This window comes from Actinacidiphila sp. DG2A-62, assembly GCF_035825295.1.
GTDB lineage: Bacteria > Actinomycetota > Actinomycetes > Streptomycetales > Streptomycetaceae > Actinacidiphila.
Window position 1 is genome coordinate 4,445,338 of sequence record NZ_JAYMGI010000002.1, and the last position, 22,402, is coordinate 4,467,739.

A 22,402-nucleotide genomic window follows, 5' to 3' on the forward strand; every position below is an offset into this window, starting at 1 on the left:
CATCTTTGTCCACTGTTCGGCAACGAAATGCCCTCTGTCCCCCGCGGGAGTGAAAGGCGTCACACTGACGAGGTGGGTTGGCCTGGGGAGAACCTGGGTAAATCTGGGGACGCAGCTGGGGACAACCGGCCCTGCCCTGTGAATCAGGTGTGCACAACTTTCCGCCGTCCACAGGAGGCCCTGTTCGCCCACAGGCCCCGTCCACAGGCGCGGTGGACAAAAAACCGGGCCTGACCTGCGGTGGAATGGGTTATCCACGGGATCCACAACCCCTACTACTACTGCTACACGTAGAGAGCGGGGATCAAGCTTCGAAGCGGGGCCTGTGCACAACTCGCCCCGGAGCCGCCCGCGGCGCGTGTCACGGCTTGACGCCAACCCGCAGCGACTGTCGGTCCGGTACGTCAGACTGGTCCCCGACAGCCAGCAACAAGCAGGAGGCGGTTCCGGTGAAGATCCGGGTGGAGCGCGACGTACTCGCCGAGGCAGTGGCTTGGGCAGCCCGCAGCCTCCCGGCCCGTCCCCCGGTGCCCGTGCTCGCCGGGCTGCTGCTGAAGGCGGAGGACGGCAAGCTCAGCCTCTCCGGCTTCGACTACGAGGTCTCCGCCCGCGTGTCGGTCGAGGCCGAGGTGGACGACGAGGGCACCGTCCTGGTCTCCGGCCGGCTGCTCGCCGACATCTCCCGGGCGCTGCCCAACCGCCCGGTGGAGATCTCCACCGACGGCGTGCGCGTCACCGTCGTCTGCGGCAGCTCGCGGTTCACCCTCCACACACTGCCTGTGGACGAGTATCCGGCGCTGCCCGCCATGCCCACCGCCTCCGGCTCGGTGCCCGGCGAGGTCTTCGCCGCCGCGGCCGCCCAGGTGGCCATCGCCGCCGGCCGCGACGACACCCTGCCGGTGCTCACCGGCGTGCGGATCGAGATCGAGGGCGACACGGTCACCCTGGCCGCCACCGACCGCTACCGCTTCGCGGTCCGCGAGTTCCTGTGGAAGCCCGAGCAGGCCGACATGTCCGCCGTCGCGCTCGTCCCCGCCAAGACCCTGCTGGACACCGCCAAGTCGCTGACCAGCGGCGACACCGTCTCGATCGCGCTGGCCGGCTCCGGCGCGGGCGAGGGCCTGATCGGCTTCGAGGGCGCCGGGCGCCGCACCACCACCCGGCTGCTCGAAGGCGACCTGCCCAAGTACCGCACGCTGTTCCCGACCGAGTTCGCCAGCGTCGCGGTGATCGAGACCGCGCCCTTCGTCGAGGCCGTCAAGCGCGTCGCGCTGGTGGCCGAGCGCAACACGCCGGTCCGGCTGAGCTTCGAGCAGGGCGTGCTGACCCTGGAGGCCGGGTCCAGCGACGACGCACAGGCTGTGGAAAGGGTCGACGCCACCCTGGAGGGCGACGACATCTCGATCGCCTTCAACCCGACCTTCCTGCTGGACGGCCTGAGCGCGATCGACTCGCCGGTGGCCCAGCTGTCCTTCACCACCTCCACCAAGCCCGCGCTGCTCAGCGGCCGTCCCGCGGTCGACGCGGAGGCCGACGACGCGTACAAGTACCTGATCATGCCGGTCCGCCTGTCCGGTTGAGGCCCCGGCGGGCGGCCGACGTAGGCTCGTCCTAGGTCAGGTACCGGTCATGGACCGGACTCGCACGGGTCTGCCATGCCGCACGCGTCGAACGCTTCGAACGAAGGGTCAGTGATGGAGCTCGGTCTCATCGGTCTCGGCAAGATGGGCGGCAACATGCGCGAGCGCATCCGCCGCGCCGGCCACACCGTCGTCGGGTACGACCGGAACCCGGACCTCGCCGACGTCCACAGCCTCAAGGAGCTGGTGGACGCGCTGCCCGCACCCCGCGTGGTGTGGGTGATGGTCCCGGCCGGCCAGGCCACCCAGTCCACCATCGACCAGTTGGGCGAGCTGCTCTCCCCCGGCGACCTGGTGGTCGACGGCGGCAACTCGCGCTGGACGGACGACGAGAAGCACGCCGAGGAGCTGGCCGCCAAGGGCATCGGCTTCGTCGACTGCGGCGTCTCCGGCGGCGTCTGGGGCCTGGCCAACGGCTATGCGCTGATGTACGGCGGCAAGGCCGAGGACATCGCCAAGGCGCAGCCGATCTTCGACGCGCTCAAGCCCGAGGGCGACTCCGGCGCGGTGCACGCCGGCCGGGTCGGCGCCGGCCACTTCGCCAAGATGGTCCACAACGGCATCGAGTACGCGATGATGCAGGCGTACGCCGAGGGCTGGGAGCTGCTGGAGGCGGTGGACTCGGTCACCGACGTGCGCGAGGTCTTCCGCTCCTGGAAGTCCGGCACCGTCATCCGCTCCTGGCTGCTGGACCTGGCCGTCGACGCGCTGGACAAGAGCGAGCACCTGGAGAACCTCCGCGGCTACGCCGACGACTCCGGCGAGGGCCGCTGGACCGTGGAGGCCGCGATCGACAACGCGGTGCCGCTGCCGGCGATCACCGCGTCGCTGTTCGCCCGCTTCTCCTCGCGCCAGGACGACTCGCCGCAGATGAAGATGATCGCCGCGCTCCGCAACGAGTTCGGCGGCCACGCGGTCACCGCCGCCGAGTAGTCCGGACCGGCAGCGGGCCCGGCCCCGGCCGGGCCCCGCCGGGGCAGCACAGAGGGAGGTCGGCGCGCCCAGCGCCACAGCACGCGATGCACGTAGCGCACCTGTCGCTCGCCGACTTCCGCTCCTACGCCCGGGCCGAGGTCCCGCTCACCCCGGGCGTCACCGCGTTCGTCGGTCCCAACGGCCAGGGCAAGACCAACCTGGTCGAGGCGGTCGGCTACCTGGCCACCCTCGGCAGTCACCGCGTCGCGGCGGACGCGCCGCTGGTGCGGATGGGCGCCGAGCGCGCGGTGGTGCGTGCCCAGGTGGTGCAGGGCGACCGGCAGCAGCTGGTCGAGCTGGAGATCAACCCCGGCCGCGCCAACCGCGCCCGGATCAACCGCTCGTCCCAGGTCCGTCCGCGTGACGTGCTGGGGATCGTGCGCAGCGTGCTGTTCGCGCCCGAGGACCTGGCACTGGTCAAGAGCGACCCGGGCGAGCGGCGCAGGTTCCTCGACGAGCTGGTCATCGCCCGGACCCCGCGGCTGGCCGGGGTGCGCGGGGACTACGAGCGGGTGCTCAAGCAGCGCAACACCCTGCTGAAGTCCGCGGCGATGGCCCGTCGGCACGGCGCGCGGGCCGCGGCCGGCCCCGGCGGGCGTACCGGCGGCGGCGACCTGTCCACCCTCGACGTGTGGGACCAGCACCTGGCCAGGGCCGGCGCCGAGCTGCTGGCCCAGCGGCTGGACCTGGTGGCGGCGCTGCAGCCGCTGGCCGACAAGGCGTACGAGCAGCTGGCGCCGGGCGGCGGCCCGGTCGCCCTGGACTACCGCGGCTCGCTCGGCGAGAGCGGCGCCGCGGCGGGGCCGGCCGCGAGGAGCTGTACGCCGCGCTGCTGGCGGCGCTGGGCGAGGCCCGCCGGCAGGAGATCGAGCGCGGTGTGACGCTCGTGGGGCCGCACCGTGACGATCTGGTGCTGAAGCTGGGGCCGATGCCGGCCAAGGGCTATGCCAGCCACGGCGAGTCGTGGTCCTATGCCCTGGCGCTGCGCCTGGCCTCCTACGAGCTGCTGCGCGCCGACGGGGGCGAACCGGTGCTGGTGCTGGACGACGTCTTCGCCGAGCTGGACGAGCGCCGCCGGGTGCGGCTGGCCGAGCTGGTCGCGCCGGGCGAGCAGGTGCTGGTCACCGCGGCGGTGGACGACGACGTGCCGGACGTGCTGACCGGCACGCGCTACGGCGTGCGGGAGGGGAAGGTGGAGCGGCTGTGAGCGACCAGGAACCCGGCCGGCCGGGCATCCCCGCAGGTCCCGGCGGTCTCGCGGGTCCCGGCAGCCCGGCCGGCTCCGGCGTCTCCGGCGGCTCCGGTGTGGACCTCGCCCGGGTCGCGCTGCGCGCGGCGAAGGAGCAGGCCCGCGCCCGGGGCGCGGCGGCGGCGCAGAAGAAGCAGGCCAGGCGCGGCGGCCTGCGCAGCGGCGCGCGCGCGGACGGCAGGGACCCGCTGACGCTCGGCGCGGCCATCAGCCGGCTGATCACCGAGCGCGGCTGGGAGGCCCCGGCCGCGGTGGGCGGGGTGATGGGCCGCTGGCCGCAGCTGGTGGGCCCCGAGGTCGCGCTGCACTGCTCGCCCGACCGCTACGACGAGGACGCGCGGGTGCTGACCGTCCAGTGCGACTCCACCGCCTGGGCCACCCAGCTGCGGCTGCTCGCGCCGACGCTGGTCGCCCGGCTGAACGCCGACCTCGGACACGGCACGGTCAAGCTGATCAAGGTGCTCGGTCCGGCCGCGCCCACCCGCTCCTACGGCAGACTGCGCGCCCCCGGCAGCCGCGGCCCCGGCGACACCTACGGCTGACGGGCCCGACCGGCCGCGACCGCGCCCGGTCGACCAGCCCGGCCGCCCGCGCGCCCGGCTCCGGAGACCATCGCCAGCCCGTCCCCGCAGGCCCCCGAGTACCGCCGCCGTACGTGCCCGGAACCGGCCACCCCGGGCGCGTACGGCGATACGACCGTCGTACGACCGCCGCCGGCCGGGACCCGTACCGTCCGCGCACTCCCGACCGCGCGCCCCCGCGCCGCCGGAACCGCGGCGGGCGACCGGGCGGCGCGGCGCGCGGCGGGGGCCGGCGATGCCAGGCAGAGCCAGACGGGGCCGGACGGGGCGGAGAACGCACAGGTGAGCGGCGTGTGGCGAAGGGGACACCGGTGCCCCTGCTCACAGTAGCCGGGGGTTGACAGCCGGAAGCCCTGGACGCCCGTGTGAGCGGTTCGGGGGCTGGGGCCGCGTGTAGGGAGTCGGGCGATGGCCGTTTTGGACGGCACATGGGAACTCAGGTACCGCCAAAGCCCCCTTCATGTCGCCGCTACCGGTAGACTGAGCGCAGACCGCCCTCCCCTGGCATAGCGGCGGGGGGAACCCAGCGGAACATGTCGAGCGACATTCAAGCGACAGTGAGACGACACAGCCGATCCCGTACCGCGGGACCCGGCTCGTGCTGTGCCAGAAAGGGCGCTTCGTGGCCGATTCCGGCAACCCCAACGAGAACTCCAACCCGTCCTACGACGCCAGCGCGATCACCGTGCTGGAGGGACTCGACGCGGTGCGCAAGCGCCCCGGCATGTACATCGGCTCGACCGGTGAGCGGGGCCTGCACCACCTCGTGCAAGAGGTCGTCGACAACTCCGTCGACGAGGCGATGGCCGGCCACGCCGACACCATCGACGTCACGATCCTGCCCGACGGCGGCGTGCGCGTGGTGGACAACGGCCGCGGCATCCCGGTCGGCATCGTCCCCTCCGAGGGCAAGCCGGCCGTCGAGGTCGTGCTGACCGTGCTGCACGCCGGCGGCAAGTTCGGCGGCGGCGGCTACGCGGTCTCCGGCGGTCTGCACGGCGTCGGCGTCTCCGTCGTCAACGCGCTGTCCACGCGCGTCGCGGTCGAGGTCCGCACCGACGGCTACCGCTGGACGCAGGACTACAAGCTGGGTGTGCCGACCGCGCCGCTGGCCAGGAACGAGCCGACCGAGGAGACCGGCACGTCGGTCACCTTTTGGGCCGACCCGGACGTCTTCGAGACCACCGACTACTCCTTCGAGACGCTCACCCGGCGCTTCCAGGAGATGGCGTTCCTCAACAAGGGCCTGAAGATCTCGCTCACCGACGAGCGCCCCGACCACGTGGACGAGGAGGGCAAGCCGCTCTCCGCGACGTACCACTACGAGGGCGGCATCGTCGACTTCGTGACGTACCTCAACTCCCGCAAGGGCGAGCTGGTCCACCCCACCGTCATCGACATCGAGGCGGAGGACAAGGAGCGGCTGCTGTCGGTCGAGGTCGCGATGCAGTGGAACACCCAGTACAGCGAGGGCGTCTACAGCTTCGCCAACACGATCCACACGCACGAGGGCGGCACCCACGAGGAGGGCTTCCGCGCCGCGCTGACCGGCCTGGTCAACCGCTACGCGCGGGAGAAGAAGCTGCTGCGCGAGAAGGACGACAACCTGACCGGCGAGGACATCCGCGAGGGCCTGACCGCGATCATCTCGGTCAAGCTCGGCGAGCCGCAGTTCGAGGGTCAGACGAAGACCAAGCTCGGCAACACCGAGGCGAAGACCTTCGTGCAGAAGGTCGTCCACGAGCACCTGACGGACTGGCTGGACCGCAATCCCAACGAGGCCTCGGACATCATCCGCAAGTCGATCCAGGCGGCCACCGCCCGGGTCGCGGCCCGCAAGGCGCGCGACCTGACCCGGCGCAAGGGCCTGCTGGAGTCGGCCTCGCTGCCGGGCAAGCTCAGCGACTGCCAGTCCAACGACCCGACGAAGTGCGAGATCTTCATCGTCGAGGGCGACTCGGCCGGCGGCTCGGCCAAGTCCGGCCGCAACCCGCAGTACCAGGCGATCCTCCCGATCCGCGGCAAGATCCTCAACGTGGAGAAGGCCAGGATCGACAAGATCCTGCAGAACCAGGAGATCCAGGCGCTGATCTCCGCCTTCGGCACCGGTGTGCACGAGGACTTCGACATCTCGAAGCTGCGCTATCACAAGATCATCCTGATGGCGGACGCCGACGTCGACGGCCAGCACATCAACACCCTGCTGCTGACCTTCCTGTTCCGCTTCATGCGGCCGCTGGTGGAGGCGGGCCACGTCTTCCTGTCCCGGCCGCCGCTGTACAAGATCAAGTGGGGCCGGGACGACTGGGAGTACGCCTACTCCGACCGTGAGCGCGACGCCCTGGTGGAGCTGGGCAAGCAGACCGGCAAGCGCATCCGCGAGGACTCCATCCAGCGCTTCAAGGGCCTCGGCGAGATGAACGCCGAGGAGCTGCGGGTGACCACGATGGACGTGGACCACCGGGTGCTCGGCCAGGTCACGCTCGACGACGCGGCGCAGGCCGACGACCTCTTCTCGGTGCTGATGGGCGAGGACGTCGAGGCACGCCGCTCGTTCATCCAGCGCAACGCCAAGGATGTCCGCTTCCTCGACATCTGAGTCGGCCGACCACAGCCGCACCCCGCGAAAGGACTGAACACCAGCAATGGCCGACGAGATCTCCCCTGCCACGCCCGCGGACGGCCCCGAGGGCCCGGGTTCCGGAGCACCCGCAGCCCCCGCGGCCGCCGGACCGCTCGCCGCCGAGGACGGCCAGACGCTGCGCATCGAGCCCGTCGGGCTCGAGACGGAGATGCAGCGCAGCTACCTCGACTACGCGATGTCCGTCATCGTCTCGCGGGCCCTGCCCGACGTGCGGGACGGCCTGAAGCCGGTGCACCGCCGGGTGCTGTACGCGATGTACGACGGCGGCTACCGGCCGGAGAAGGGCTACTACAAGTGCGCCCGCGTCGTCGGCGACGTGATGGGCACCTACCACCCGCACGGCGACTCCTCGATCTACGACGCGCTGGTCCGCCTCGCGCAGCCGTGGTCGATGCGGATGCCGCTGGTGGACTCCAACGGCAACTTCGGCTCGCCGGGCAACGACCCGGCGGCGGCCATGCGGTACACCGAGTGCCGGATGGCGCCGCTGGCCATGGAGATGGTCCGCGACATCGACGAGGAGACCGTCGACTTCACGGACAACTACGACGGCCGCAACCAGGAGCCGACGGTGCTGCCGTCGCGCTTCCCGAACCTGCTGATCAACGGCTCGGCCGGCATCGCGGTCGGCATGGCCACCAACATCCCGCCGCACAATCTGCGCGAGGTCGCCGACGGCGCCCAGTGGTACCTGGCCAACCCCGACGCCGAGCCCGAGGAACTGCTGGACGCGCTCATCGAGCGGATCAAGGGCCCGGACTTCCCGACCGGCGCGCTGGTCGTCGGCCGCAAGGGCATCGAGGACGCCTACCGCACCGGCCGCGGCTCGATCACCATGCGCGCGGTGGTCGAGGTCGAGGAGATCCAGAACCGGCAGTGCCTGGTGGTCACCGAGCTGCCGTACCAGGTCAACCCCGACAACCTCGCGCAGAAGATCGCCGACCTGGTGAAGGACGGCAGGGTCGGCGGCATCGCCGACGTCCGCGACGAGACCTCCTCGCGCACCGGCCAGCGCCTGGTGATCGTGCTCAAGCGCGACGCGGTGGCCAAGGTGGTGCTGAACAACCTCTACAAGCACACCGACCTGCAGACCAACTTCGGCGCGAACATGCTGGCGCTGGTCGACGGGGTGCCGCGCACCCTGTCCCTGGACGCGTTCATCCGCAACTGGGTGACCCACCAGGTCGAGGTCATCGTCCGGCGCACCCGCTTCCGGCTGCGCAAGGCCGAGGAGCGCGCCCACATCCTGCGCGGCCTGCTCAAGGCGCTCGACGCGATCGACGAGGTCATCGCGCTGATCCGGCGCAGCGACACGGTCGAGACCGCGCGCGAGGGCCTGATGGGCCTGCTGGACATCGACGAGATCCAGGCCAACGCGATCCTGGAGATGCAGCTGCGCCGGCTGGCCGCCCTGGAGCGGCAGAAGATCGTCGCCGAGCACGACGAGCTGCAGGCGAAGATCAACGAGTACAACGCGATCCTCGCCTCCCCGGAGAAGCAGCGGCAGATCATCAGCGAGGAACTGCAGGCCATCGTCGACAAGTTCGGCGACGACCGGCGCAGCAAGCTGGTGCCCTTCGACGGCGACATGTCCATCGAGGACCTGATCGCCGAGGAGGACATCGTCGTCACGATCACCCGCGGCGGCTACGTCAAGCGCACCAAGACCGAGGACTACCGCTCGCAGAAGCGCGGCGGCAAGGGCGTGCGCGGCACCAAGCTGAAGCAGGACGACATCGTCGACCACTTCTTCGTCACGACCACCCACCAGTGGCTGCTGTTCTTCACCAACAAGGGCCGGGTCTACCGCGCCAAGGCCTACGAGCTGCCCGACGCCGGCCGCGACGCCCGCGGCCAGCACGTGGCCAACCTGCTGGCCTTCCAGCCGGACGAGCGGATCGCCCAGATCCTGGCGATCAAGGACTACGAGGCGGCGCCGTACCTGGTGCTGGCCACCAAGTCCGGGCTGGTGAAGAAGACCGCGCTGAAGGACTACGACTCCCCGCGCTCGGGCGGCGTGATCGCCATCAACCTGCGGGAGGCCGAGGGCGAGGCGGGCGGCGCCGGAGGATCGGACGAGCTGATCGGCGCCGAGCTGGTCTCGGCGGAGGACGACCTGCTGCTGGTCAGCCGGAAGGCGCAGTGCATCCGCTTCACCGCGACGGACGAGGCGCTGCGCCCGATGGGGCGGGCCACCTCCGGTGTCAAGGGCATGAGTTTCCGCGAAGGTGACGAACTGCTCTCCATGAACGTCGTCCGGCCCGGTACGTTCGTCTTCACCGCCACCGACGGCGGCTACGCCAAGCGCACCCGGGTCGAGGAGTACCGGGTGCAGGGGCGCGGCGGTCTCGGCATCAAGGCGGCGAAGATCGTGGAGGACCGGGGTTCCCTGGTCGGTGCGCTGGTGGTCGAGGGGACGGATGAGATCCTGGCCATCACGCTCAGCGGCGGGGTGATCCGGACGCGGGTCGACGAGGTCAGGGAGACGGGCCGTGACACCATGGGCGTCCAGCTGATTAACCTCGGCAAGCGCGATGCCGTCGTAGGAATCGCGCGGAACGCCGAAGCCGAGGAAGAATCGGTCGCGGCGGCCGTCGAGGCCGCCGCGGAGCAGCAGGACCAGCAGGACGTCCCGGCCGGCGAGAGCGGTCCGCGGGACGGGCAGGACCAGCACCACACTGCGGCCGAGGGCACGGAGCCCGCGGCCGGTGAACCGGAGGAGTAAGCCGTGAGTGGAGCCACGGGCGCCGCGGGCGGGACCGGGAGGACCGGGGGTACCCATGGCTCTGCCGACAGCGACGGCCCTCAAGAGGGGGGATACACCGTGACGGACACCCGTCAGCCGCCACAGCCGCACCAGCCGCCGTCGGCGTACGCGCCCACGCCGCCCGGCTCGCCCCCGGGCGGCCCGGTGGGCGGCCACGGCGGCGGGCACGCCACGCAGGGCGGCCGCGGCGCCGCGCCGTCGGCGAATCCGGCGGCGGCCGGGGTGCGCCGGCCCGGCCGGCGGCCCGCACCGTGCCGCGCACCCGCAAGGCGCGGCTGCGGGTGTCCAAGGCCGACCCGTGGTCGGTGATGAAGGTCAGCTTCCTGCTGTCCATCGCGCTGGGCATCTGCACGATCATCGCGGTCGCGGTGCTGTGGATGGTGCTCGACGCCATCGGCGTCTTCAGCACCGTCGGCGGCACGATCAGCGACGCGACCTCCACCGAGGGCGGCAAGGGCGGCTTCGACCTGGTGTCGTTCCTGTCGCTGAGCCGCGTGATGCTGTTCACCACGGTCATCGCGGTGATCGACGTGGTCCTGGCGACCGCGCTGGCCACGCTCGGCGCGTTCATCTACAACCTGTCCGCGGGCTTCGTCGGCGGCGTCGAGCTGACGCTGGCCGAGGACGAGTCGCCGGCCGCCGGCGGGCCCCGACAACCGATTTTGGGCGCGGGCCCGCCGTGCGCTAACCTTTCGGTGCAGCGCGGGGCTATAGCTCAGACGGTTAGAGCGCTTCCCTGATAAGGAAGAGGCCACAGGTTCAAGTCCTGTTAGCCCCACCGGCGATGCGGAGGGCGTCCACCCTGATGGGGTGGGCGCCCTCCGTGCCGTGCGGGGCGGGTGGCCCGGGGGGGGCGTCCGCCGTGTTCGGGCGGGGGTGCGGCCGGGCGGGTGTGCGGCGCGCGGGAGGGCAACCAGGAGGTCACTGTCAGGTATCGGCGGCTGTGTATAGTCGGGCGCGTCAGAAGCTGTCCCCACGTAGATGAAGGAGGTCACGCCATGAAGAAGTTTCTCCTGGTCGCGCTGGCCGCGGTTGCCGGGCTGTTCGTTTACCGACAGATTCAGGCGGACCGAGCCGAGCAGGACCTGTGGACGGAAGCCACTGACACGGTCCCGGGGTCCGGCGCGAACGTGTGAGACGCCGCCGGACGCCCGCGCGGCGTCCGAGCGCAGCAGGGCCCCGGCCGCCGGTGCGGTCGGGGCCTTCGCCGTCGCCGAGCGTGACGCCGCTCCCGTGAAGTCGCCTCGGCAGGCGCCGGGCAAGCACCGGCAAACAGAGGACGTTGCTCGGGCGGAACTGGTTGGGGTCGGGCCACGAGGGGGAGAGCGACGCCATGGAACGCCCGTGGATACGGCCGGCGCGGTCGGCGTGCTCGGCGCGGCGTGAGCGGACGGCGTGCTCGGCGCGGTCGGCGCGGCGTGAGCGGGCGGCGCGGGCGGCGCGGGCGGCGCGGCTGGCCCGGTCGGCGTGCTCGGCGCGCTGCTCGGCGCGGCTGCTCGCCCTCCTCACGCTGCCCCTGCTGCTCGCCGCCCTCGGCCCGGCGCAGGCCCGCGCCGAGGCTCCCGGGCGGGCCCCTGGCGCCTCCTACGAGCTGAAGGGCCGTCGGATCACCGGCGGCGCGAGCCGGGCCGCGGCGGCGCCGATCGCCCCCGGCCAGTACCTCGACACCATCGGCCCCGGCGAGACCCGCTGGTACGCGGCCACCCTGGGCGCCGACGCCGCCGACGACCTGTCGGCGACCGCGGTCCCACGGCCCGGCGTCGCGGTGGACTACGGCGACGGCGTCGAACTCCAGCTGAAGGCCGCCACCGGCTACGGCGCCACCTGCGACACCCAATCCCGGCACTTCGACCAGGCCGAGGGCGCGATGACGCTCACCGCGGCCGTCAGCCGCATCCCCGGCCAGGACCACGACGGCGGCTGCGACAAGGCCGGCCGCTACCTGCTGTCGGTGCACCGCACCAGCGCCGCCGCGTCCGACCGCGCCCGCTGGCCGCTGGAACTGCGCTTCGACCGCGAGGCGCCGCTGCCCGCAGGCACCGTGCCGGCCGCCGCCCGCACCGACTACGGCGCCCCGCCCGGGCCGCCGGCCGCCGCCCCGAAGGACGTCGCCGGCGGGACCGGCTTCAACGACGCGGCCCGGATCACCACCGGCTCCTGGCGCGACCGCGTGCTGCCGGCGCGGATCCGCTACTACACCGTCCACGTCGGCTGGGGACAGCAGCTGAGTTACACCGCCCAGTTCGCCAACGAGCCGGTCGCCGACGGCGCCGGCTCCGCCGCCTCGACCTTCGTGGCCACCTGGGCGTACGCGCCGGGCCGGGTGCCGCTGGCGGACGCCTCGGACGGGCACACCGAGCGGATGTACGACGGCACGCCGGCCGCGGTCGGCCTCGGGACGGTGCCGGTCACCTGGACCAACCGCTGGGTCGACGACGCACAGGCGAGCGGCGCCCACCGCGCGGGGGACTACGTCATCGCGGTCGGACTCGGCCCCGACGCCGCGCGGCTGGCCCGCGACACCGCGGTCGGCGTGGTGCTGCGGGTCCAGGTCACCGGCACGGAGCTGGCCGGACCGCAGTACCGCGCCCCCGCTCTCGCCGCTGGGGCCGACGCCAAAGCCGGCGGCGGCGCGGACGGCGACGGCGGGTCGGGCGGCGACGGCGGGTCGGGCGGCGACGGCTCAACGGCGCGGCGCGCGGCGGGCCCGGACGCCGCGCCGGTCGCCTCGGGGCCGGACTCCGGGTCCGGCATCACCGGCACGGACCTGCTCGCGGCGGGCACGGGCGGCGCGGCCGCGCTGGTCTGCGTCGCGGTCGTCGCCGCGGTCCACCGCAGGCGCGCGGGCGCCGGAGCCGGCGCGGGCACCGGCGGTCGTACGGACGGACGCGGCGCATGAGGCGTACGGACGGCAGGGGCGCGGTCGTGAGGAGCGCGGGTGTGAACGCGAGTGGGAGGGCCGCGAGTGAGAGAGTCGCGGCGGGCGTCGGTCCCGCGGCCACGGGCGCGGCGGCTGCGACCACGGACGGCACGGGCATGGACGGCACCGGCATGGACGGCACGACCACGGACGGCACCGGCACGGGCAGCATGCGCACGACGGGGAGGACGGCGAGCGTGGCACGTACGGCAGGGGCGGGGGACGGGGCGGCCGTGACCGGCGCGATGCCGCACACCGCGCGTACCGGCGGTCGGATCCTCGGGGGCGCGGTCGCCGGAAGCGCGGTCGCCGGGGGCACGGCCGCCGGGGGCGCGGTCGCCGGAGGGGACGCCGGGGCCGGGCGTACGGCGCAGGCGGCGCATACGGCGCAGGCGGCGCGTACGGCTGGGGCGGTGCGCCGGGCTGCCCGAGCCGCGGCCGGACGCACCGCCGTCCGTACCGGACCCCGCTCGGGTGGGCGGAAAGCCCGGCGGGGCGGGCGGGCCGCGGTCGCGTCGGCGGCCGTGCTGCTCGCGCTCGCCGCGCTCCAGGGGCGCGCCGCCGCCGACGCGACCACCGCGCCGGCCGGCCCCGCGGTGTGGCAGCCTCAAGGCGCGCCGCTCGCCGGGGCGGCCACCACCGCGGACGCGCCGCAGATGAAGGCCGCCGTGACGTACCGCGACGCCCTGAAAGTGGACGAGACCCGCTTCTACGGGCTCGCGCTGGACGCCGCCTCCTCCGCCGCGGTGTCCGTGTTCGCGGTGCCGCCGCCCGGCACCCGCGTGGGGTACGGCGACGGCATCGAGTTGACGTTGCAGAACGCCGACGGCGACGAGTGCGACAGCGCCGAGGTGCACTTCGGCGACGACGGCGACCCGCGCCCGATCGGCACCGCGGTCGCCCGGCTGGTCACCGGCGACGACTCGGACTCGTGCCAGAGCGCCGACCAGTACACGCTGGAGGTGCACAGGACCACCGACGCGACGTCCGACCCGGGGCCGTGGCCGCTGGAGCTGCGCTACGTCTCCGAACCCGGGCTGACCCCGGGCGCCCCGGCGCCGTCCGCCGCGGCGAGCGGTTCCGCGGCCGACGGCGGTTCCGGCGCGGACTTCGGCGGCTCGTCCGGCGACACCGCCTCGCCCACCCCGCTGCTCACCGGCATGCCGCGCCAGGCGTCCGGCGGCCCGTCGTTCGAGACGGCCGCGGCGCTGCGCACCGGCATCTGGAAGGACCGGGTGCTGCCCGGTGAGACCCGCTTCTACAAGGTGCCGGTCGACTGGGGCCAGCAGGCCACCGTCTTCACGGACTTCTCCAGCGCGCAGGTCACCGACGACTCGCCGTACGTCGCCGAGGGCGTGCGCGTCACCGCGTACAGCCCGGTGCGCGAGCTGGTGCGCGGCGACGACAGGTCGTACGCGGGCAAGCCGGTCTCGATCGGCGAGCAGCTCGCGCCGGTCGCCTACGCCAACCGCGCCTCGGACGACGGCGAGGTGGCCACCGTGCGCTACGCCGGCTGGTACTACGTGGCGGTGACCGTCCACCCGAAGGTCGCCGAGGCGGTCCAGGGGGCGGTCCCGGTCACGCTGCGCGTCGAGGTCTCCGGCGCCGTCCAGCCCGCGCCCGACTACGCCGGCGACCCCTCCGCCGCCGGGATCGGCGTCAGCTCCCACGACGTCGCGGCGGCCGACGGCACCGCGGGCGGCGGCGGTTCGGGCCACGGCGCGCTGCGCTTCCTCGCGTTCGCGATGTTCGGCGCGGCCACGGTGCTGCTGCTCACGCTCGGCTGCTGGTACGTGCTGGCGCGCCGCCGTGCGACGGCGGCGGCGGACACGGTGACGGCGCCGCGCCCGCCGGGGTACGGGTCGCCGCGGTGGTGACGGGCGGGGCGGGGTCGGGCGGCCCCGGTCCGCCGGCCGCGCGAGGGCTGTACGAGGACTGTACGAGGGTCGGGCGCGGGCCAGAGCCGGGCGTGGGGCGGGGCGGGGGTCAGGACGCCGCGAGGGCCACGATGCCGACGGCCAGGCAGAGGAGGGCGAGCGCGAGCATCGGGATCGCGATCCGCGCGGGCGGTCCGGGGCGTGGGGCACGGGCGGGCAGTTCGGCGGAGGCGGTGTCCGCGCCGGGTGCGCCGGGCACGCCGGCTACGTGGGGGCGTCCGTTTGCGGCGGCGGCAGCGGCAGCGGCGGCGTGCTGGCCGGGTGCGCCGGGCGGGCCGTACGGGCTCGGACCGGTCGGGCCGGTCGGGTGGTTCGGGTGGGGCTGGGGCAGCGGGTGGGGCGGCGCGGCCTCGTATTCGGGCAGCGGCTGCGCGCCCGCGCCCGCGTCGAGACGGGTCCTGGTGTGGCTGACCGGCTCGTACGCGGGCAGCGGCGCGGCGTGCCGGGGGCCGGACCGGAAACGGGTCTGCGGCTCGGCCCGCGCTTGTTCCCGCGCGGGGGCGGGCGGGGCGGGGGCCTGCGCGGCCGGAGCGGCGGGTTCGGCGTCCGGGCCTCCGTCCGGGTCGGCGGCGCGTTCGGCGTCCGGGTCGGCGTCGGCGTTCGGCGCCGGGCGTGGCCGCTCGGCGGCGGGCGCGGGACGGGCGGGTCCGGCGGCCGGAACCTCGGCGGGGATCTCGTCCGGGACCTCGGCTGGGACCTCGGCGGGGACCTCAGCGGGGGCGTCGGCGTGCACCCCGCCGCGCACCTCGCCGCCGGGCTCCCCCGCGGCGTCGCTCCGGGCCGCGTACCCCTGCGCAGGCGTGACCGGGCGCTCCGGCGGCGGCGCGACGTAGGGCGCGTTCGGAACCGGCACGGCCGGCGGTGGTGAGGCCGGCGTCCCGGGCCCGGCGGGCGCGGGCGGGGCGGGGCGCAGCGTCGGGCCCGCGGTGAGGCGGATCGGGCCGTCCGGGCCGAAGTCGACGGGCAGCGGCCCGATGTGGTCGAAGATCTCCACCGGCTCCTCGTCGGGATCCGGGTCCGGCAGGAGTTCGAGGGCGGCGCCCAGCGCCTTGCGCGCGCCGTTCGCGGTGCGGAAGCGGGCGAGCGGGTCGGGCTGCAGCAGCCCGGCGATGACCTGCCACAGCGGTTCGGGCACGCCCTGGGGCGCGGAGGGCGTGCCGACGGCCCGGTAGCGTTCGACGATCGCCCGCGCGTCGGGCTTGCTGCCGCTGAGCAGGTAGAGCGCGACGAGCCCGACGGCGTACAGGTCGGCCGGGAAGTCCGGTTCCTCGCCCTCCAGTTGCTCGGGGGCGAAGTAACCGGGCGTGCCGACCACGTAGTTGGTCTCGGTGAGCCGGGCCTCGCCCTTGCGCATGGCGATGCCGAAGTCCGACAGCCGGATGTGCGGGGTGCCGGTGCCGGTGGCCTCCAGCAGGATGTTCGCCGGCTTGATGTCGCGGTGGATGACGCCCTCGGCGTGCACGGCGGTCAGCCCGGCGAGCAACTGGCCGAGCAGCAGGGCCACGTAGCGCGGCGGCAGGGGTCCGTAGTCGCCGATCAGGTGGGAGAGCGAGCCGCCGCGGACCAGGCCCATGGTGAACAGCACCCGGTCGTCGTCGGCCGCCCAGCTCTCGGGCGCCAGCACGTGGGGGTGGTCGATCCGCAGCGCCTGCTCGCGGACGAAGCGCAACAGGGCGTGGGCGTCGACCTGTTGGAGCACCTTGGCGGCGACGTAGCGGCGCCTGCGGTGGTCCCAGGCGCGCCACACCGCGCCGACGCCGCCGCGGCCGATCGGGTCCACCAGCTCGTAGCGGCCCGCGAAGATCTCGCCCATCTGCCGCCGCCCCCTCGTATCGCTCGCCTCGTCCGGTCGGGTCCGTCCCGGCGCGTGGAGTCCCGGTGTGGTCAGCCCCCGCGCGTTCGGTCCTGGCGCGTTCGGTCCCGGCGCGGTCAGTCCTGGTGCGCCTTGTAGTGGTCGAGGGCGTCGCCGGTCCGACCCGTGCCGTAGACACGGAGGAACTCTGCCAGCTCCGGGTGGGAGGGCGCGAGGGCGCGGACGGCGTCGGCGATCTCGTCGGCGGCGGCCACCGAGCGCAGCACGGTCTGGATGCCGTGCACGACCTCGCGCGGCGAGGCGGGTGCGGCGGTGCGGCGGGAGGCGGCGGACGAGGGGGCGCCGGCCGAGGAGCCGGAGTGGGCGGTGCCCAGCACCGAGGTGCCCGCGGAGTTCCTGATCCGCTCCATCCGGGCGGCGGCCTCGGCCTGGCCGGTGGTCCCGTCGGCGACCTCCCAGGACAGCTGCTGCAGCATCTGGAGGCGCTGGACCACGGCGGGGTTGCCGATCTTCGCGCGCTGGCCGCTCATCAGCTGGCTCAGCATCGGCGCGGACAGGCCCAGCACCTGGGCGAGGCTGGCCTGGTTGCCCAGCCCCAGGCCGTCGATCAGCCGCCGGAACAGCTCGCCCAGCGGCTCCCCGTACCAGGTGCGCTGCAGCTCGACCGCCTCGCGCGTCCGGTCCCGGGCATCCCGCCCGTCCGCCGCGTCCCCCGTACCCATCCGTCAGCCCCTTCGCGCCCGCGGATCCGCGAACCATCCTACGGACCCCCGATACCGGCTCGGCCCACCCCGCCGGACCCGGTACGCTGGTGCCCCGAGGGGCCTTAGCTCAGTTGGTAGAGCGCTGCCTTTGCAAGGCAGATGTCAGGAGTTCGAATCTCCTAGGCTCCACTCTCATTCTCCGCGGGCCGGCGGCCCTTCGCCCGGTCATGGGCGGGAAGGCGACACCGCGTCTCAGAGGTTGGCGTAGCCGGGGACCGTGGACTTGATGCGGTCGAGTTCGCGGGGGTCGGAGACGCCCTGGTGGTCGAGGCGAGGGGTGTACGGAGCCTCCAGGCTGCGGGCCTCCTCGTCGGTGAGGACGAGGTCGAGGGACGCCACGGCGTCGTCGATCTGGCCGGTGGTGCGGGCGCCGACGACCGGGGCCGCGACCACGGGGTTGCGGCGCAGCCACGCCAGGGCGACCTGGGCGCGGGGGACGCCGCGGGCCTCGGCCAGGGCGCCGACCGCGTCGACGATCCGCCGGTCGGCGGCCGCGTCGGTGTAGAGCATGTCCGCGTAGGAGCCGTCGGTGGCGGCGCGGTCGCCGGCGTTCGCCCGGTCGAAGGGGCGGGCGAGGCGGCCCCGGGCCAGCGGGCTCCAGACCATGGTGGCCACGCCTTCGTCGGCGCACAGCGGGAGCATCTCGCGCTCCTCCTCGCGGGCCAGCAGGTTGTAGTGGTCCTGGAGGGTGACGAACCGGCTCCAGCCGTGGCGCTCCTGGAGGTGCAGCGCCTTCGCGAACTGCCAGGCGTGCATCGAGGACGCGCCGAGGTAGCGGGCCTTGCCGGCCTTCACCACGTCGTGCAGCGCTTCGAGGGTCTCCTCCAGCGGGGTCGCGCTGTCGAGCCGGTGGATCATGTAGACGTCGACGTGGTCGGTGCCCAGGCGGCGCAGGCTGTGGTCGATCTCGCTCATGATCGCCTTGCGGGACAGGCCGCCGCCGTTGGGCCGGCCGGGGCGCATCTCGTGGCGGACCTTGGTGGTGATGACGACGTCGTCCCGGTTCGCGTAGTCCTTCAGGGCCCGGCCGAGGATCTCCTCGCTGGAGCCGTAGGAGTACAGGTTGGCGGTGTCGAAGAAGTTGACGCCCGCTTCGAGGGCGTGGCGGATCAGCGGGCGGGCGGCCGCCTCGTCCAGCGACCAGACGGGGTGGCCGCGGTCGGGCTCGCCGTAGGTCATGGCGCCGATGGCGATGGGGGACACGTCCAGGCCGGTGCGGCCGAGCTTGATGTAACGCAACGGACTGCTCCTAGAATGGGGAACGAGGCAAACGGAGAACTCTCCGCCTGCTCCGCCACGCTAACGGAGAACTCTCCGCTTAGCAATCGGACGGCCGGGTGGCCGGGCGCCCGCGCCCCCACCGCATGCCTCGCACACCGGGAGGACCCTTGGCCGACGCAGGGCAGCACGCCGAGCAGCGGCATGCCGGGGCGCAGCACGCCGAGCAGCGCCGCGCCGCGCCGTCGCGGACCGAGCGGCAGCGCTCCGACGCGCTCAAGAACCGCGAGGCGATCCTCCAGGTCGCCCACGACGCGCTCGCCGAGTCCCCCGACGCCTCGCTCAACTCGATCGCCAAGCGTGCGGGCGTCAGCGCCGGCACCCTCTACCGGCACTTCCCGACCCGCGAGGCGCTGATCCTGGAGGTCCACCGGCACGACGTGGATCGCCTGGTCGCTTCCGTGACCGACGTCCTCGCCGCCCACGGCGACGCGCCGCTGGACGCGCTGCGCGCCTGGTTCACCACGCTCGCCGCGTACGTGCGGATCAAGCACGGCCTCGGCGAGGCCCTGCACTCCGCCGCGGCGCAGGAGGTGGTCAGCGCCTCCTGGCCCGCGGTCACCGCGGCCGTCGCCCGGCTCCTCGACGCGTGCGAACGGGCCGGTGAGGTGCGGGCGGGCATCGACCCGGTCGACGTGATCATGCTGCTGAGCTGCTTGTGGCGCACGCCCGCGACGCGGGAGGGTGCGGCGCAGGCGGAGCGCCTGCTGGAGCTGGCCATCGACGGGTTCCGGCCCTAGCGCGGCGAGGCGCTTTCTCGGGCCCTGCGGCGTCCCGGAGCGTCCCCCGGGCCGGGCGTCCTCCGGGCCGGGCGTCCCCGGGAGGGGTTCCCTCCGGGCGGGGCAGGGGCCGCCTTGTCGCTCCGACTACCGTGCGCATAGAGTCGGTCACCGGTCGTTCGAGGCGGTCGAACGTGCGGCGGCCGGGGGTACGTGTGGGGCGGGGCAGGGGGAGGGGGCGCGGTGAGCCGGTCGTTGCCGCATCTGGGGTTCGATCCGACGCCGGGCGATCCTGAGCAGGTGCGCGTGCTGGCGCGCAGCCTGGGGGACCTGCACGGCGACCTGACCACGACGGTGCACGAGCTGGACCGGCTGGACACGGGCGCCTGGAGGGGCGAGGCGGCGAAGGCGTTCGTCGCGCACGTCGACCACGACGTCGCGCCGCTGATCCGGAAGGCGCACACGTCGTTCGGCCGGGCGTCGACCGCGCTGGCCCGCTGGGCCGAGCAACTCGCCGGCTTCCAGGCCGAGGCGGACGCGCTGGAGCGGGAGGCCGCGGCCAAGCAGGGAGCGTTGGACCAGGCCAGGAGCGCGGCCGGGCTGCCGCCGGACGTCCCCGGGCGCCCGCAGCCGCAGCCGGAGGCGTCGCCGGTCCCGGGCCCGGACCCGGCGGCGGGCTCGGGTGCGGATGCGCGGGCCCGGTCCGAGGCCGCGGCCGCTGCCGCGAAGGAGCGGGCGGTGACCGACGCGGGCGACGCCCTGGACGCCGTACGCGGCCGGGCCCGTGAACTCCACGACCGCTACGCCCGGGCGGCCGGCGCCGTCAGCCACGACCTGGACAAGGTCGGCGACATCGCCCCGGACAAGCCCGGCCTGTTCCACCGCATCGCCCACGCCGTGGAAGGCGCCTGGAACGACGCGGTGCGGTGGGTCGAGGACCACGCCGAACTCATCAAGATGCTCGGCGACATGCTCAGCGCGCTGACCGGCGTCCTCGCGGCCATCGCCATCTTCACGGCCCCCTTCGAGCCGGTCGGCGCGATCTTCGCCGGCGCGGCCCTGGTCGCGGGCGCGGCCACCCTGGCCACCCACCTGGTCGCCATGGCGGCGGGCGCGGACGTGAGCTGGGTGACGCTCGGCTTCGACGTGCTGGGGGTGCTGCCGGGGATCGGCGGGTTCACGAAGGGCGCGAAGATCGCGAACCTCGGCAAAGCCCTCGACGCTGCCTCGGCCACGCGCATCGCGGAGGATGTCGCCGCCGGTGGCGGGCGGCTGTCGGCGTCCGTCGTCCAGGTGAAGAAGTACCTCATCTTCGGGCCCGCGAAAGACGAGTGGAAGGTCGTGCTCAAGGGCACGGGAATCGTCGGCCGCGGCCGAGCCGCCATCGAGGGCGCGATCCAGTTCGAGCGTGACAATCAACTCGTCGGCACCAAAGCCGTCAACACCGTGCTCAAGGTCACGGGACGCGAACCTTTGGAAGCGCTGACGCGGACCACCCGCCTCGTCGACGGCGCGGCCAAGGTCGCCAGCAAGGTTCCCGCCGCCCTGGAGATCAGGAGCGATGTGAAGGTCTTCGACAAGGAGCACCCACAGGCTGCGCAGGACATCAAGACTGCGGCGAAGGCGCTGGCATGGGTGGTCTCGGAGGGGCCGGGGTGAGCAAGGAGACAGAGAGCATTCCTCCTTTGTCGCTCTCGATCCCCGAGGGCTTCCACGAACTGCCCATCGACACGGCGGGCGAGGCGCGCGAGGAAGCCGTGGCGGCACTCGTCCAAGGCGTGTATCCCCAAGGGGACCCGGACCTGTGGAAGGGCGTCGCGCCCTTGTTCGCGAGCGCCACCGAGGCCATGGCCGGCGCGGACCTCACCTTCGCCGCGATCGGACTCTTCGGCGACGGAGCCGAGGGGGTCGCGCAGTGCGCGCTGACCCTGGCGGTGGCACCGTCGAACCACCCCACCGCCGAGGCCGCGGCGCACGGCATCCGCGAGATCCTGGCCCGTACGTCCACCGTCGAGGCCCAGTACGTGGACCTGCCGTGCGGACCGGCGGCGACGGGGATCTCGATCAGCGAGGTCACGTACGACGGCCGGTACACCACGACGGGCGAGCCGGCCACGGTGCGGATGGGCCGCCTGCAGGCCTACGTGCCGTTCCCGACCGGCCCCTATCTGGCGGTGCTCACCCTGGAGACGCCGGCCATGGACCACTGGGAGAACTTCGCCGTGATGATGGGGTCCGTGCTCACGGGCTTGGAGTTCCACGAAGCCTCGTAGCGGGTCGAGGAAAGTTCGTCACCCCGAAGCGGCGGGTGCTTCGGCCAGGAATTCCTTGAGCAGGGTGATGAACATGTAGGTCGGCTCGCTGGAGAGAGGGATACGCTTCGGCTCCCCCTTCACCGTGACGACCTGGTAGTTCTCCTCCCGTTCGGGGATCAGGGCGTCCTTGTCCGTCACCAGCCTGATGCGGACCCAGGACCCGTCGACGAAAGTCACCCGCATGACGGCCCCGGCGGTCATCGCCTTGATGTCCTTGTGCCCGAACTCCCAGAGCAGCGATCCCGACTTGGGATCGGTGAAGAGCAGCCGTCGGTTCGTGACGTGCAGGATCACGCGAGGACGCGCCTTGTTCCGTCCAGGGTCGAGCTGCCAGGGCGCGCCGGTGGCAAAGGTGCCGGGGTCCGCGCGCAGGACCGGGAAGTCGTTGAGTTCGTCGGGGTCCTCCGGCGCCGGAAGCGTGGCGGTGCTGAGGCCCACGAGGCTCAAGAGGATCGCGAGGGAGTTCAGCCCGAACCACGCGCTCGTGAGCAGTATGCCCTTGACCGACGTCCTCGCCGGCGGCTCGCCCGCCTTCGTGCTGGGGGGCCAGCCCGGTAGCTCCGCAGAGATGTTGCGGCCTTGGAAATCGCGGAAAGAGCGGAATCCCATGAGCCGCTTGTAATCGTGGCTGGGGAACTCCGTGGCGATGTTCCCGATCAGTGTCTCCCCCGGCTCCAGCGCCACGTCCAGCTTGTGCCCCATCGCCGCGTCCCCTCCCAGGTGGCCGACTGCCGGTCGACTGCCGGTCGAGCATTGCTGTAGCGAGCTGCTTGCGCAAGGTTACCCCGCTGCGGGTGGGC

At 73.4% G+C, this 22,402-nt stretch carries 15 protein-coding genes, 2 tRNA genes and 2 pseudogenes; 15 read left to right on the top strand and 4 right to left on the bottom strand.

The window, feature by feature from the left end:
• Positions 1-449: 449 nt before the first annotated feature.
• The 11 genes and pseudogenes from dnaN to VSR01_RS19915 all read left to right on the top strand — a co-directional run bounded on the left by dnaN (position 450) and on the right by VSR01_RS19915 (position 14,653).
• Positions 450-1,580 carry a DNA polymerase III subunit beta gene (dnaN, locus tag VSR01_RS19865; protein ID WP_326450536.1) on the top strand — a complete coding sequence of 377 codons (1,131 nt, stop codon included), beginning with the start codon at positions 450-452 and terminating at the stop codon, positions 1,578-1,580.
• Positions 1,581-1,655: 75 nt separating this feature from the next.
• Positions 1,656-2,573, top strand: a complete 918-nt coding sequence (gnd, locus tag VSR01_RS19870; protein WP_326450537.1) for a phosphogluconate dehydrogenase (NAD(+)-dependent, decarboxylating) — start codon at positions 1,656-1,658, stop codon at positions 2,571-2,573.
• 86 nt (positions 2,574-2,659) lie between these two features.
• A pseudogene (gene recF / locus VSR01_RS19875) lies at positions 2,660-3,822 on the top strand (DNA replication/repair protein RecF).
• Positions 3,819-4,406, top strand: coding sequence for a DUF721 domain-containing protein (locus VSR01_RS19880; protein WP_442785494.1), 588 nt, complete (start codon positions 3,819-3,821; stop codon positions 4,404-4,406). Before recF ends, VSR01_RS19880 begins: the two are co-directional and overlap by 4 nt.
• Positions 4,407-5,043: 637 nt before the next feature.
• Positions 5,044-7,044 carry a DNA topoisomerase (ATP-hydrolyzing) subunit B gene (gene gyrB, locus VSR01_RS19885; protein ID WP_326450538.1) on the top strand — a complete coding sequence of 667 codons (2,001 nt, stop codon included), beginning with the start codon at positions 5,044-5,046 and terminating at the stop codon, positions 7,042-7,044.
• Positions 7,045-7,090: 46 nt separating this feature from the next.
• Positions 7,091-9,814 (top strand): DNA gyrase subunit A, encoded by a 2,724-nt coding sequence (gyrA, locus tag VSR01_RS19890; protein ID WP_326450539.1) that lies wholly within the window; start codon positions 7,091-7,093, stop codon positions 9,812-9,814.
• 3 nt (positions 9,815-9,817) lie between these two features.
• Positions 9,818-10,485, top strand: a pseudogene (locus VSR01_RS19895) (DUF3566 domain-containing protein); the annotation flags it as partial.
• Positions 10,486-10,560: 75 nt separating this feature from the next.
• A tRNA-Ile gene (locus VSR01_RS19900) sits at positions 10,561-10,634 on the top strand.
• A 220-nt stretch (positions 10,635-10,854) separates the two neighbouring features.
• Complete coding sequence (locus VSR01_RS19905; protein ID WP_326450540.1) at positions 10,855-10,992, top strand: DLW-39 family protein; 138 nt, start codon at positions 10,855-10,857, stop codon at positions 10,990-10,992.
• A 197-nt stretch (positions 10,993-11,189) separates the two neighbouring features.
• Positions 11,190-12,755: a hypothetical protein gene (locus tag VSR01_RS19910; RefSeq protein ID WP_326450541.1), complete on the top strand. Its 1,566-nt coding sequence runs from the start codon at positions 11,190-11,192 to the stop codon at positions 12,753-12,755.
• 137 nt (positions 12,756-12,892) lie between these two features.
• Positions 12,893-14,653, top strand: a complete 1,761-nt coding sequence (locus VSR01_RS19915; protein ID WP_326450542.1) for a hypothetical protein — start codon at positions 12,893-12,895, stop codon at positions 14,651-14,653.
• A 109-nt stretch (positions 14,654-14,762) separates the two neighbouring features.
• On the opposite strand, the gene VSR01_RS19920 is transcribed toward VSR01_RS19915, so the two are convergent.
• Both VSR01_RS19920 and VSR01_RS19925 read right to left on the bottom strand, forming a co-directional pair.
• On the bottom strand, positions 14,763-16,526 hold the full coding sequence (locus VSR01_RS19920; protein WP_326450543.1) for a serine/threonine-protein kinase: 1,764 nt from the start codon (positions 16,524-16,526) through the stop codon (positions 14,763-14,765).
• A 116-nt stretch (positions 16,527-16,642) separates the two neighbouring features.
• Complete coding sequence (locus tag VSR01_RS19925) at positions 16,643-17,248, bottom strand: DNA-binding protein (RefSeq protein WP_326450544.1); 606 nt, start codon at positions 17,246-17,248, stop codon at positions 16,643-16,645.
• A 98-nt stretch (positions 17,249-17,346) separates the two neighbouring features.
• On the opposite strand from VSR01_RS19925, the gene VSR01_RS19930 reads away from it, so the two are divergent.
• Positions 17,347-17,419 (top strand) — tRNA-Ala (locus VSR01_RS19930).
• Between the two features lie 63 nt (positions 17,420-17,482).
• On the opposite strand, the gene VSR01_RS19935 is transcribed toward VSR01_RS19930, so the two are convergent.
• A complete protein-coding gene (locus VSR01_RS19935; protein WP_326450545.1) occupies positions 17,483-18,529 on the bottom strand; it encodes an aldo/keto reductase in 1,047 nt (348 codons plus the stop codon).
• A 149-nt stretch (positions 18,530-18,678) separates the two neighbouring features.
• Here VSR01_RS19935 and VSR01_RS19940 point away from each other — a divergent pair, with 149 nt between their 5' ends.
• The 3 genes from VSR01_RS19940 (at position 18,679) to VSR01_RS19950 (ending at position 21,560) form a co-directional block, all read left to right on the top strand.
• On the top strand, positions 18,679-19,308 hold the full coding sequence (locus tag VSR01_RS19940; RefSeq protein WP_442785495.1) for a TetR/AcrR family transcriptional regulator: 630 nt from the start codon (positions 18,679-18,681) through the stop codon (positions 19,306-19,308).
• 222 nt (positions 19,309-19,530) lie between these two features.
• The gene (locus VSR01_RS19945) at positions 19,531-20,946 is read left to right on the top strand and encodes a WXG100 family type VII secretion target (protein ID WP_326450546.1); all 1,416 of its coding nucleotides are present in this window, start codon (positions 19,531-19,533) and stop codon (positions 20,944-20,946) included.
• Complete coding sequence (locus VSR01_RS19950; RefSeq protein WP_326450547.1) at positions 20,943-21,560, top strand: hypothetical protein; 618 nt, start codon at positions 20,943-20,945, stop codon at positions 21,558-21,560. The genes VSR01_RS19945 and VSR01_RS19950 overlap by 4 nt, the downstream gene beginning before the upstream one ends.
• 18 nt (positions 21,561-21,578) lie before the next feature.
• On the opposite strand, the gene VSR01_RS19955 is transcribed toward VSR01_RS19950, so the two are convergent.
• On the bottom strand, positions 21,579-22,304 hold the full coding sequence (locus tag VSR01_RS19955; RefSeq protein WP_326450548.1) for a hypothetical protein: 726 nt from the start codon (positions 22,302-22,304) through the stop codon (positions 21,579-21,581).
• Positions 22,305-22,402 lie beyond the last annotated feature (98 nt).